6 protein-coding genes are annotated in these 14,378 nt (G+C 44.5%); 2 read left to right on the top strand and 4 right to left on the bottom strand.

The features are described 5' to 3' along the window. Positions 1-77: 77 nt before the first annotated feature. The gene (locus AC0YOD_RS13915; RefSeq protein WP_475799894.1) at positions 78-1,154 is read right to left on the bottom strand and encodes a Gmad2 immunoglobulin-like domain-containing protein; all 1,077 of its coding nucleotides are present in this window, start codon (positions 1,152-1,154) and stop codon (positions 78-80) included. Between the two features lie 211 nt (positions 1,155-1,365). On the opposite strand from AC0YOD_RS13915, the gene AC0YOD_RS13910 reads away from it, so the two are divergent. Continuing rightward, a complete protein-coding gene (locus tag AC0YOD_RS13910) occupies positions 1,366-2,250 on the top strand; it encodes a DMT family transporter (protein WP_475799893.1) in 885 nt (294 codons plus the stop codon). 130 nt (positions 2,251-2,380) lie between these two features. Here the strand turns inward: AC0YOD_RS13910 and AC0YOD_RS13905 are convergent, their stop codons facing one another. The 3 genes from AC0YOD_RS13905 to AC0YOD_RS13895 all read right to left on the bottom strand — a co-directional run bounded on the left by AC0YOD_RS13905 (position 2,381) and on the right by AC0YOD_RS13895 (position 12,590). Beyond that, positions 2,381-3,277 carry an AraC family transcriptional regulator gene (locus tag AC0YOD_RS13905; RefSeq protein ID WP_475799892.1) on the bottom strand — a complete coding sequence of 299 codons (897 nt, stop codon included), beginning with the start codon at positions 3,275-3,277 and terminating at the stop codon, positions 2,381-2,383. Positions 3,278-3,439: 162 nt separating this feature from the next. After that, positions 3,440-4,795: a GAF domain-containing sensor histidine kinase gene (locus AC0YOD_RS13900; protein WP_475799891.1), complete on the bottom strand. Its 1,356-nt coding sequence runs from the start codon at positions 4,793-4,795 to the stop codon at positions 3,440-3,442. A 265-nt stretch (positions 4,796-5,060) separates the two neighbouring features. Next, positions 5,061-12,590, bottom strand: coding sequence for a pullulanase (locus AC0YOD_RS13895; protein WP_475799890.1), 7,530 nt, complete (start codon positions 12,588-12,590; stop codon positions 5,061-5,063). Positions 12,591-13,043: 453 nt separating this feature from the next. Here AC0YOD_RS13895 and AC0YOD_RS13890 point away from each other — a divergent pair, with 453 nt between their 5' ends. Further along, positions 13,044-14,375 (top strand): cytochrome ubiquinol oxidase subunit I, encoded by a 1,332-nt coding sequence (locus AC0YOD_RS13890; protein WP_475799889.1) that lies wholly within the window; start codon positions 13,044-13,046, stop codon positions 14,373-14,375. The last annotated feature ends 3 nt before the right edge of the window (positions 14,376-14,378 follow it).

Here is a 14,378-nt window from a genome sequence, read left to right as displayed (position 1 = left end):
ACGACTCGTTTATTGTACGTAGTTGGCTCATAAAGGACCGTCATATTGGATCAATCCAATGTGGCGGTCCTTTCTTCTTATCTAGAAGCTGTCAGAGGGATTGTGAGGGTATGGATGCTTGGCACGCTGCCGTCTGTTGGTGTTGGCTCGAAGAGTACGAGCGCATAGGCGGTTATTGGCTTCTCCTTAATGACGACAGTCATGCTAAACCTGCCCCAAGCTGGACTGCCGGCATTTGCTAGTGTGGAGGATTGCAAAATAGACAATCCCTTCTCCAGCACCTCATAGCCTACGATGCCCTGAAACACACTCGCCTCACCTGCAACATTATAATGACCTGCAGCTATTTTTTTCACGCCAACATTACGAAAAATTCGTTTCGGGGGGAAGGAGCTTTCCGCTAACAATCTCTGTTTCAGCTTCAAGAGCTCTTCTTTAGACGGGTAAGGAGATGAGAGCGTGAGTGCGTAATCAATCGTCCGAATGGCGAGGCGCAGCTGTCCTGCTTTCACCTGAGCATCCGCAAGATAATACCAATACACCGAATTGCGCGGGGTTTCTTTTAGAAGATTCTCATAATAATGGATCACTTTGCGAAAATAATACGGATAGGTATCCTCCGCAAGCTTTAATCCCTCTAAGCTCCAACGGTAAACTTCTACTTTATATGCTTTTCCCGCAGCGTGAACCCATAAAGCAAGCTCATGTATCCCATCCTTCCCATTGCTAGAGAGGCTAGCTATATCTTCCACCTCCAGCTTGCTGAAGAGGGTTCCTCTAGCGATCACCTCCGATAAAGTCCCATCAGACCAATTCAGTAAATTTAGCTCTGACCACAGTCCATCAATATGCCATCCTAAAATAATCGTTTGCCCGTCTCCTCCCGTAATAGGAGCTGCCGACAAATGAGTTAACTGAGAGCCATTTCCCTTCTGCCTTGCTATAGAGCTCCACTTACCGTCTATCTCTTTGAGTATGATGAGCCATAACTCACCCTGCTCTTCATAAACAGCAATCATTTCATTGGTACCATCGCCGTCAGCATCCGTTAATATATAGGCAGAACGCTCATCAGGAAGCTTAGCAAGCTTGGCATGAGACGGAAGGGAGTCCCTCCAACCTTCCAAATGATTCATATGCGGATTAAAGCTCATCGGCTTTCCTCCTTACTTCACGGTCTATTATTTAGAAGCCTATGCCATATTTCCGAAAAAATGCTCTCTCCCGTCCTCTCTTATCCATTCGCATTCTAGGTGTTGGCTCTTACAGGTAAATATAACAATTGCGAACCTCTCAAGAGTTATAGTACGATTACTTGCGGACGCGGGGTCGTTACATTAAACATAGTATTGGAGTCATGCAGCAATGAATCGTAACACAAAACCGCTTGCAACATTTGAGATGCTCTACATAATCGGTATTATTGCAATATCCTTCTCATCTATTTTCGTTCGATGGTCGAGTGCAGATGTATCTGTTATTGCCATGTATCGTTTATACCTGACCAATTTACTCATGCTTCCGCTCGTTTGGAAGTATCGAACTGAACTTTTCCAGTTAACCGCACGGCAATGGCGATTGCTGGCTGCTTCCGGCATTATGCTGGCTCTTCATTTTCTACTGTGGATGAGTTCGCTGCGATTAACAACAGTTGCCAGCTCTACCGTTATTCTAACGCTGGAGCCCGTTATCGTTATGCTAGGCTCATACTGGCTTTTCCGTACGAAAGCAAACAAGATGATGGTAGCAGGCATGAGTATCGCGATGGTCGGCTCCATCATTATCGGCTCAGGAGACTTCAAGCTCTCCGGGGATGCACTGCTTGGTGATATTTTATCCTTTCTAGGCGCAGCTGCTGTTGCCATTCACATGATGATCGGCAAGCAGCTTCGGAAGGATATGAGCGCTTTCTCTTATAACTTTTGGGTGTTCTTCATAGCAGCAACTGCGCTTGCCCTTTACAACTTGGCACGCGGTTATTCCTTCACAGGCTACAGTGCAAAGGAATGGGGCATCTTCCTCCTGCTCGCTATCGTCCCAACACTATTTGGTCATTACCTGTTTAACTGGCTGCTCAAGCATATGAGCGCCGCAGCCGTATCCATGTCGGTACTGGGAGAACCGGTCATTGCATCTGTTCTAGCCTGGATGCTTCTTAAGGAAGCGCTGACGGCATACCAACTAGCAGCTGGACTGTTAATTCTCTTTGGGGTCTGGCTATTCATTCGTCATGGCAAGGAAAAAGAATAAAGTATGGCTAACCCTTACCCAATTGACCAATTAATACCATCAAATAGCATGTTACAAGCTGAAATTCAATAGTAAAAAAAATACAAACAAGGTCGCCCTCAACTAAGGCGACCTTGTTCTCTCTATACGGTTAAGCTGTTTTTCTTATCGCAAACCATAGTTCAACGTAACTAAGCCCATCTCTTCCACCATAGATTTCGAATTCCATTTCATCAACCTGCTCATAGCCTACTGTTGGCAGCCATTCCGAATAAAATCGTCGGTATAACGTCTCGATGGTATCATCGAATTTATCCCAAGTGAATAGTTCAGAGGGGAATATAGCCCACGTTTGTGCTGGAATCGCTATTGTTGAATAGCCGTTTATTTGACTGGATGCGCTCTTAAATGCACACAGCGAATATGGAAAAGTATCATTTTCGGTTTTTCTATAGCTGCAAGCCCCATGTACTTTGTACAAATCCTCGCTCACAAAAGAAGGCAAATCACCCGCATTGGCAGCAAGTCTCTCCACTTCCCCATTGCTGTGGCATTCCTGCCAAAATTGTGCCGGTGAATGCGGTTCTTCGCCGCCTCCGTTGTTTTGAAACACTCTTTCGATTCCAAATACTTGGAAAGCTTCTTTCGTTTCGATACGATAATTCATCGCTTCCGCTCCTTTAATTGAAATAAGGAAGGAAAGTCGAGGATAGGCTTTGAGCGCAATCCCTTCTTGCCTTGCTATTGCCGGATTGACACCATGCAGCGATTGAAAAGCTCTCGCGAAGGAAACCGGGGATTCATAGCCATACTTAAGGGCAATAGCAATAACTTTCGCATCGCTATTTTGTAATTCAATTGCCGCACAGGTTAGTCGTCTACGCCGTATATATTCCGCAAGAGTCACATTTGTTATGAATGAGAACATTCTTTGGAACTGATGCGACGAACAGCATGCTTTACGGGCAACCTCGGGCAATTTAATCTCACCGGTTAAATTCGTTTCAATGTAATCCATTGCTAGATTCATTCTCGCAAGCCAATCCATCTGATTCCCTCCTTTCAATCGAAGTATAGAGCAGTGACAGCAGCGTATCGCAACTATTTGTGCACAACTAAGTTGTCCCTTCATAGCTGCTTCTTATCATTCAACTAAAATTTGCTTCCGCGCCAATGGAGTGAAAGTTCAGCCATTTAACATCTCTCAAGATCATTCATGTTGCTTTACATTCACTTTGAACGCAAATCGGCTACCATCCTCATTGGATTCCACAAGCCATATGCTCCCACCCATTAGTTCCGCAAGCTGCTTGCAGATAGACAATCCCAAACCAGCGCCAGCGTATCTTCCCGGGGTATCCTTTTCGTGAATTTGGGAGAAGGCCTTGAATAAGCGCTCCTTCTGATTCTCTGGTATGCCAATGCCTGTATCTTTCACTTCGACCATCAATTCGATCGTATCTCCTTGGGTAAAACGCATTTGAACGTTAATGGAAATGTAGCCTTGCTGAGTGAATTTAAGCGCGTTTCCGATCAAATTGGAGAGTATCTGTCGAATTTTATTACTATCGCCCATGACAAGGGTATCTGCCCCCGAATCAAACTCTGCGTATACGCTCAGATCCTTGCTCGATGCCTCAGCTGCGAACAGCTGCATGACATGATCTACGTTCTCGCGGATACTAAACAAATCGTATTCCAGTTCTATTGTTCCAGCCTCTATTTTCGAATAGTCCAATATATGATCCATCATTAACAGCAGACTGCTGCCACTCTTTTTTATTACATCTACATAATTGGCTTGCTCCAATGACAAATCTGTAGAATGAAGTAAGTCAGCCATACCTAACACACCATTCATCGGCGTACGAATTTCATGGCTAAGTACCGCCAAGAGATTTGATTTTTCGGTTAGCAGCTTATCTGCTATTATTTCAGCTGTTTTCAGGTTTTGAATATTTGTTTCCAGCTCTAATAATGTGGAAAAGAAATCTGACAATGAAAGAAGCAATTCAACATCTCTCTGCTGATATTGATAAAATTCATGATCAAAAGCGCAGAGAGAACCGAAGATTTTTCCATCTTCCGATTTAATTGGAACACCCAAAAAAGAGCATCCTCCCACATATGGCGTGGCATCCATATCTTTGGTGAGAGCGTGTGTCATATTATTATCTATAATCAGTGGACCCTGCGCATGCTCAGTAACAAGAGCACAGTATGAATCTTGATTTGCAACGACAAGTCCTTCTCCAAGAATTATTTTACTGCGATTAAATGCCTTAATGACTTTCGTTGACCTCTCGTCTAAATTTGCAATACAAAAAGTATTCGCCGGCATCATTTTACTAGCTGTATCCATAACTCTTGCAGCCGATTCATAGAGCTTATCGGAAATAATGGACATGACATCTATAAATTCTGTTTTTAAGATATCGTCGTTCTCCTTTAGTGTTTCATTAGTAATCGTATAATTTCCCTCTTTCTGGAACGAAATTTCAGGGACAATTGAACAATCAATCATTACCCAAATGACGAGTTTGAAAAACGCTAAAAAATACTCCAATTGCTTCTATAAAAAACAAACATTTTCCGCATATAGTTATAGTAAAAGAAATAAACAAAACAAAATTTGGGGTCATCATAATTATATAACAAAAACTAGAAGACAGAGGCATTCGTTGATATATAGATCTATTTTATTTCCCCCCCTTCTTTCTTTAAATCTACTAGGTCCATAACCAAAAAAACGGCTGTCCCAAAAGGTCTGAATTGACCTTGAGGTACAGCCGCTTTTTCTTTTTAGAGCATTTCTCCTGAAATAGATTTCCCTATTTGCCCAACAAGTTGTAGATGACCTTCGCGCTTTCTGCTCGAGTCATCTTACCCCTTGGCATAAAGCTGCCTTCCGGTGTTCCTTGAACGAGTCCGAGCTCAGCTGCTGCGGCAACCGATGCCAATGCCCAACTGCTGATGTCTTCACTATCCGTAAAGACAAGTTGCTCAGCAACCGTCTCACTGGCCGTACCCTTCTTCACTTCATACGCACGGATGATCATAACCGCCATTTCTTCGCGGCTAATGCTATCATTTGGAGCGAAGGCTTTGTCGGTTCGTCCTTTGACGATCCCCAGCTTAACAGCTGTCGCTACGTAAGGGGAATACCATTTGTCTGTGCTGACATCCGCAAAGCTCGCTTTTCCTTCCGGCTTGATCTCAAGCGCTCGAATTAACATCGCTGCAAATTCTGCGCGCGTTACATTCGCTTTCGGCGCAAATTGCGTATCACTAATGCCCGTTACGATATGCTTCGCCGCCAATGCTTTAATGGCAGAGGAAGCCCAGTGGTCTGCCCCTACATCCGCAAACGCCTTATTCCATTCAAGTACAGCGTATTTACTGAAATGGAATACTTCTGCCGTCATGGCATCCTCTTTCAATATTCCGCCGATGTACGCCAGCTTACCGTCATCGCCAACATAATAGATTCCGATAAGCTCCCTGTTCGCAGCTTTGTCGATATTGAAAGTTAGCGTGATCGGTTTCTCAAATTTCGTTAACGATGTAACCTTGCCATCCTTCGCAACGAGACTCAGCTTGAACTCATATACGATTGATGCTGCTTTTAGATCGCCGTTATTACCCTTATCCAACAAAGCAGCTGCAGCCGAAGCAGCTATCGGCTTCGCTTCAAATAAAATATGCGAACCATCTGCTGCGCTGACTCCTGACAATGCTGCAACAGCAGCAAGCACCTCATTAGGCAATCTGACCGTCAACCCGTCTAGGCTCAGCTCTAGATCATTTTTACCTAGTATGGAAGCGGCTTTAAGCGGTAATTGAACGAGCGTTTTTCCCGCCGCCACTCCTAGGGATACGATGCCATTCACGCCATTTTGCAGGCTGCTCTCCGAAATAATCTGTGGATCTGTGTTTGTTGAAGGCGTGCCCGTACTTGGTCCTGGGTTTGTTCCTGTGCTTGAAACTCCGCTAAGAATAATCGTACCGCCAGCATCTCTGCTCGGCAATTCCAATGTCACTTGTTGATTAGCGGATACGGCAAAGGTTTTACCGCTGTATTCATCCTTTGCAGTCGTGCCTGCTGCAAACGGCACTTGGATGGTGACGGACTGTGCAGCTTCTGCTGTATTAATAATGGTTACGACATTCTCGCCGCCATAAGCTTTATTAAATGCTAGGAATGCTAACTCATCTGAACCTGCCAGCTTCGTACGCGTTCCCTTGGAGTAAATTTTAGAAAACTTAGCTCTAATATTGAGCAATTTCGTATAGTGCTCATGAAGCGCTTGCTCTGCAGTCAGCTGATCCCACGGCATATCTCCGCGATTTTCGCTAAACTGTCCTTCGCTCATATTTCCTGCATGGGCTCCCGAACGTCCAAGCTCTTCACCGTAATAAATCACAGGCTGTCCTTTTGCCGTAATTTGAAGCGCAGCTGCAACTTTCAGCTTGCCCTTGTCTCCACCTACTTGATGAGATAAGAATCCATCTTCGTCATGGCTGCTTAGGAACTGACCCATCATGCTCGTGTTATCCAGCTTCATCTCACGATCAGCCAAGTAGGCATCAACGGAATCAATTTTACCGTTTGCAAAATCTCTTGCCTGATTTTTAAAGCCGAAATCGAGCAAACTGTCCATTTGTCCGCTGCGAAGAAGACCGGCATCGCCGTCTACCGTTGCGCCGAATTGCTCTCCGATCATTTTAAAGCTAGGATCAATTGCCGTGAGCGCATTTTTGAATGCTTTCCATGTCGTGCTCTCAACATGCTTGACTGTATCCACGCGGAAATAATCAATGGTATCTCCACGCTCCGTTCTTGCATTGTTTAACCAACCTGTCTGCCACTCGATAATTTGATCACGGACTGCAGGATCCTCCGTTTTCAAATCAGGAAGTCCATCCAGTTCACCCTTAATAGGATTAACATCCGCACTCAAGCCATTCGTTCTCAGCATGCCATTAAAGCGGTCTTTATCCTCCTGCGTTACACCCGGTATGCTATCCGTTCCCTTCAAGCCGTAGCCCACATGATTCAAGACGACATCGACCATTATTTTTATACCATTGTCATGAGCCTTCTCAATAAGCTCCTTAAAGGTATTCATATCACCAAGATGCTCGTCGAGCTTCGTGAAATCTTTAGCCCAATAGCCATGGTAACCGTATTGCTTGCCATTCCAGCTTGCACCGTTGTTAAAATCGATATTATCAACAACCGGAGTAATCCATAGCGTATTAATGCCAAGCTCCTTCAAGTAGTCCAGCTTATCGATCATACCTCTGAAGTCGCCGCCATGATAGGCTTCGAGATGCGTTTTATCCACATCCGCATTATTCGTTGCATCGCCATCAGCAAATCGATCTGTCAGAGCGAAATAGATACGAGCCTCATCCCAATCAAAATCAAGATCTCCAGCATATGTTCTCGCCTTAACATGAATTGATCCGGTATAACTATGCTTATTGCCATACACGTCTACAAGTGTAATTGGAATTTGCTTCACACCCGCTGTAACACTATCCTTCACTGCAATAGATTGAGCCATCAGCTCCGTATCGAAATCAACCACTGCCGGTCCGCCTAACGCTGTCAGATCCAAATATCCGCTTCTAAATGCAACCTCTTCCGATATGCCCGCAGCCTGAACGGACAGCACTGCATTCTCGTTAGAAGAGATGGTGCCTGGATTGACAGAAGCAGATATTGTTATTGCTGGCTGCCTGTATGTCACCACTGACTTACCGTCTAGCGCGTTGTTCGGATCCAACTGTTCAATGGTGTCTCCGTCTTTCGTCACGAGGAAGCTATATTCATATTCTCCAACTGCTGCATGAGCAAGGGTATAGGTATATAGTTCCTTAGCTGCATCATAAACCATATCGTATTCCACACCATTTACCTTCACTTTTACACCTGTGATACTATCCATTTGTCCCTTCTTGAACAAAGCATCATCCCGGTATAGGAAGGTAATGTCCCCGTCTTCCAAATGAGGTCCATTAATGGACGGGTATAGGTCCAGCTTGCTAATCATGCTGTTAACATTTACTTTTGTATAAGCAGCTCCTGGTGTTAACGGAATGACACGATCATCACCAATGTCCTGCTTCGCCGTATCCCAATCTTCCCCTTTGCGCAAAACAAAACCGACGCCAACCGCTTCCGGTGCAACTTCGATCATAGCGGTTGCAACACCATTTTCAATTTTGTCAAAAAGCTTTATGCCATCCTTCGCTCCCGTGTTCCATGTCCAAATGTTCCAATCCTTATAATTGCCGTCCGGCCTAATATAATTGAATTGTACATAACGCTTGGAAGCCTCGGTTGTCACTTTGACCGCAATAGTAGCGGTTTTGCCTCCATACGTAGCCGTAATCGTTGTTGTACCAGCACCAACTGCTGTTACTCGGCCACTAGCAGAGACCTTTGCTACCGCCGGTTTTTCTGAAGAATAGGCGGCTGCGCCTGTTACTTTTTTCTTGCTTCCGTCGTTGTATTTCGCATATACGACCGTCTCATGAACCTCTCCCACTTGAAGGGAATAGCTTGCACTATTCAATTCCAGAGCTGTAAGCTCCGCTGCAGAAGCTTCCATTTTGATAATTACTGCTGTTAACGGCTGAAGCTTAATGGAGCTTGCTGTCAGTTCAAATCCTGATGGAGCAGCTACCGCTGTAATTCCAGCCTCATCATCATCTGCGAGTACCGTTCCGGAAGTTAAATCCTCCGTCAAAGTAATCGTTCTTTCCGTGCTGTCCGCATTCATAAACACATAATAATTGCCCGTACCATCTGTTGCTTTGTTTTTGTAGCCGATAAGAAGATCGCTTGCTTTCACTTCCGGCGCTTGAACCAGTGTCACATTGGAATTAACCATATCCATGTCGCCCAGTCTGAATGCATTTGTATACTTCCTTAGCTGTATCAAACCCGCCGTATAATCCTTTGTTACGATATTGACTGGATATAGCTCCGCATTGGTCGCCTTCTCCCAATCAAAACGATTAATCGCATCGGAGGAATCGTAGGAATCATGTACAAAATAACCAAATCCTACACCATTCTCGTCTAGAAGCTCATGGTATTTCTGTTCAGGAATTCCCGGAGCGAGCCACTGCTTCGTTCTTCCATATTCCTGACCTGCATGCAAGAATGCTGTTCCTTGTGAGGTTAAAACCAGCATATTCCCGAGTCTGACTCGTTTATGAATTTCTAAATCATTGGCCGCTATTGCCGGGTTCTTCTTGATTGATTGCGCGATAACATCATACAGAGGAAGATTGTCATGCGCCTCAATATATTGCACCATATCGCCCGGGTCATCTGCCGGTGTGTTGCTAGGCTGTGCTTTAATATTATTAAAGATCGTATTTATGCTTCTTGCGCCGCCTGTAATAAACCTTGGCTCCCCTTCTGAGCCATAACCTGATTTCAATTCATTACGGATCTCATCAGAGAAGACGCCGACACTATCCGTTTTATTCATCCAATCCTGATCAGCACCTTTGCCTGTCAATGATGAATCGGATGCCGCTCCTCCGAACGTTCTCCAACCTTCTCCGATAAACAAGGCTTTCGGATTGATGCTAGCTGCTGCATCGTATGCATTCTGAATGGAATCATATGTCGCATCGCCCATCATATCAAAGCGCATACCGTCAATCTTGTACTCATCAAACCAATACTTAACGGAATCTACCATCAGCTTCTCTGCCATCTTGTGGCTGGTCGCCAAGTTATTTCCGAAGCCGCCTATATTGTTGCCATTCGCATCTTGGAATGCATAGTAGTTCGGAACAATATCATTTAAGAAATCTGCTTTTGCCATATGGGTATAGACAACATCCAGCAACACACCCATACCTGCTTCATGAATAGCATCAATCAAGCCCTTCAGCTCTTTCACACGCTGCTCTGGCTGCTTAGCATTCTCTGAATAAGCACCATCCGGTGAGAAATAGCTATGCGGATCATAACCCCAGTTGTATTCATTATTTTCCGTAGAATAATCCATCTCACGCTCAGTCATATTGGCTTCATCCCCGTAATACCAAGCCATAACAGGAAGCAATTGAATATGAGTTACACCAAGTGATTTGATATATTCCAGCTTATCTATAAAAGCGCTATAAGAGCCCCATCTCGCATTCAGGTCTCCCGAAATAGTCGGATCGGAGGTGAAGTCCCTAATATGCGCTTCCCAAACGATTGCGTCCTCTCTTTGCTCATAGCCTTCAATATCAGCAAAACCATAATCCTTATTCGGATCGGTTTCGTTCAAATCAACGATCGCTGCTTTACCTACATTATCCCCATCCGGCCCCGTTTCACCTTTGGAATTCACTCTGAATTCCGCCATCGATTTCGCATACGGATCGAGTACTCTCTTGGTAATACCGTCATTTGTAACCTCGTATTGATAGAAATAGCCTTTAAGGTCGGCAACACCCGGAAGATTAGAATCACCTGGTGCAAGGCTTGCAGACCAAACGCCCTTCTCGCCCATTACCAATGCCACACTGCCTATTAGCTGCGTCGAATCGTTCTTATCATACAGATTTGCTATGACAGAGCTGGCTTTCGGTGCCCATAGCTTTAAGACTGCGCTTCCTGCTTTATATGTCGCTCCAAGATCATCGCCTTCGTAATTGTACATTTCGTCCATCATTCGCCAGCCCTTGCTGGCTTCGACGGTTTTCCCCGAGTAGGTGACGGTTAGAGGCGTGTTGTCTAACGGAATAGCTGCCTCTACTTCAATACTAGTGTCGCTTTTTATGATGACTCCATTAACAGCTATCTCATCACCATTTTTATCTTTTATGATAATCGCTTTTTTAAGAGACTCAGCTTCTAGCCCCGCTGTCATTGTAAACCCAAGCAGAAGCTTATGTTCGGATAAAATCTCTGCAGATAACAGGCCGACTGGCACCTCGCCATAAGGAGACACATAAACCGTGTTATCACCTTCATTTATCCACAGTTGATTATATTTTTTCAGCAGATTAAAAGCTTTATCGCCGCCGTCTTTGATATCCAAAGTTGGATTTAGAACAATCATGCCTAGTGATTCGGCATTTTCTTTTAGTGGAATATCGACGTATGCGCCATAACGATCTACATTTTGTTCCGGAAATGCAGTTGCGCCTTTAGGCCATCCCGTAGATGGGGCAGCAACATCTCCCCACAGCCAAAGACCATATGCACTCTGATTTTTATCCTCCCTCGTATAATGGACACGCACCGTATCTTTCGGCAAATTGACAGGTATAAAGTAACTAACCGTATCCGAGCCTTCTTTGATCCATACTTCGTTTATTTTAGTAGAGCTTAAAACCGCTGCTTTATCTCCCGCTTCCTTTGATCCCGTTTGTCTATTAACGACTAGGAAACCAACTTTAGACGCTTTGTCAGCTAGATTAATATCAACATAAGCGCCAAAGCTATCAATCTTGCCGGCTTCGAAAGGCGTTGCGCCTGAGGACCAGTTAGTGGAAGGTACTTTAACATCATCCCACAGCCACAAGCCCTGATTTTCATAGTTCCCATCGACTCTGTTGTAGTGCACACGCAGATGGTTCGCTGGTACCGGATCAGAGTCAGGTTCTACTGGCACTGTGAATTGTGCCTCAATGGTATGATCATTTGCGTTGTATTTAAACGTAACCGGAAGATTCGCCGGCAAGACTAGCGGTTTATTATCTTGCGGATAAGCCATATCATCCCAGCTTGTTCCGAGCAAGATCTTAAATTCATAGGATCCTTTCGGCACATCTTTCGTAATCGAGTAAATGCTGTCAAAATCAGCATCCTCCATCACACTTAACGCTTGTTCCGGCTTCCAGTCATCTGAATCGCCAATAGCCTTCTGCAGATTGCCAACAATTCTCGGCAGCTTACTTGCAGCTATAGGGCTGTAATAGGTAGAATCGGCAATACGATGCGTATTGTGATTATAGTAAAAGGTAACTTCTGTACTTTCGGCTAACTCCAGTACAATGTTGCCCCCATTTTCCACACCTTTTACATTGGTATAATTGCTGAATCCGTAATTCTCGTTCCAATTCCCTCCTACCGCTACTTTATATTCATGTTTGCCAGGGGGTAAAACTCCTTTAAAGGTATAATAGCCATTTCCGTTGTCAGTCATCTCCGTTGCTGCAGCTGCAGGGTCCCAGTCAACGCTGTTACCCAAATCCGTTTGTAAATCACCAACTATCACGACTTTCGTAGACGCAGCAGCGTTTACATGTACCGGAGTTATGCCAAGTGTCGTCCATACCATCGCAAGCATGATTAAAATCGCTAGCATTCTTCTTCGCTTTAATGCAAAATCCATTCGTTGAAACCTCCTCAAATCATCGTTTATTCACTAGCTATATGTTACGAGTTATGTATTTCGGCATTTGCCGATTCCTGTTGTTTAGATTCTCTTTGTTTCTTATGCATAAGCGCAACTATTTATGCAAGCGTTTGCACAAATGGTTAAAAAAATGGTCCGAAAGACATAACACCCCTTTTCACGGTTAATTATGAGCGGATTAATAGTTGGAAGCGTTTACTTGACTTCATATTAATACCAGAAATAAAGTATTGTCAAATATTTTTATCGAACATTTGCCTTTTCCACAAATTTTTACTCTATTTTTTATCAAATGACATCGTTTGCACATTATAGAATACGCTCGTTCGATATGAAATAAATTAAAGGAATTATTTCTGCACATAATTTCCAGAAGCAGTATCCATACTAAAGACTCTCTAACTATTGCATGAGGAAGGTGCTGGAAATATGGATAGCGTTGTTTTAGCTAGATCTCTATTTGGGACTTCGATGGCTTTTCACATTATTTTTGCAACGCTAGGCGTTGGCGTGCCTCTTATGATCGTATTTGCGGAGATCTTGGCTGCTATTACTAAAAATCCTGATTATTCGGTTATGGCCAAAAGATGGACGAAAGCGCAGGCCATTTTGCTTGGCGTTGCCATACCCTCAGGAACCATTGTCGGTGTCATGCTTTCTCTGCTTTGGCCCGGGTTTATGGAAATTGTCGGACAAGTGATTTCAGTCCCTTTCCAAATTGAGATTTGGGCATTTTTTCTAGAAGCATTATTCATGTCTATCTACATCTATGCGGCAGACCGTCTATCTCGGAAGCTTAGAATTTTCAGCGTTATTATGGTCTCTCTGGGCTCTGCCTCTTCTGCTGTACTCATAACGAATGTTCATGCATGGATGAATACACCTGCCGGCTTCGATATCGTGAATGGTGTCGTTACGAATGTTAATCAGATAAAGGCTGTTTTCAATCCTAGCTTTGCTGTTACAGCCATTCATGTCGTCGCCTCTGCCTTCATGACGGGTGCTTTCTGTATAGGCTCCATTGCTGCTTACAAGCTGCTAAAGCGCGGTCAGCCTGAGCGTGAGCGCGTCTATCACCGCAAATGTCTGCAGCTAGCACTTATGGTCGGCTTTATATGCTCCCTTGCGACGGCACTTAATGGACATCTTACGGCTCAAATGCTCCACAACTATTTGCCGCTAAAGCTCGCGGCAGCGGAGGGCTTATTTGAAACAACGGATTATGCTCCGCTAGAAATTTTCGGCACGACGAATATCGAGGAGCAGCGGGTAGAGAACGGGATTCAAATACCTTGGGCGCTTAGCTTCTTGGCAACGAATCGGTTTGATGGAGTCGTACGAGGACTGAATGATTTTCCGCGAGAGCTTTGGCCCCCCATGTTTATCCATACGCTCTTTAATGTGATGGTCATGATTGGCGGAGGCTTGCTCACTATTTCCTTCATCGCATTGTTTATTACTTTCGTTCGAAAGAGAGCTACACCGAAATGGTTGTTATTTGTCCTGTTATTTTGCGGCCCCTTGTCTCTAATCGGTATTGAAACGGGCTGGATTTTCAGTTGTACCGGCAGGCAGCCATGGGTCATCAGCGGTGTACAGCTGACAGCCGATGCAGCCACAAAATCAGAGGATATCGGCATTTTATTCGCCCTCTTTATTGGGCTCTATGCCATGCTGATGACGATTACTATCTTGGTCATGCGATTCTATTTCAGCAAACGGCCGATCGGCCAAGAATTAGCGACACAGGAAGGAAGGTAGCGA

The organism is Paenibacillus sp. J31P13, from assembly GCF_056269295.1.
This window is presented reverse-complemented; position numbering and strand designations above follow the sequence as displayed.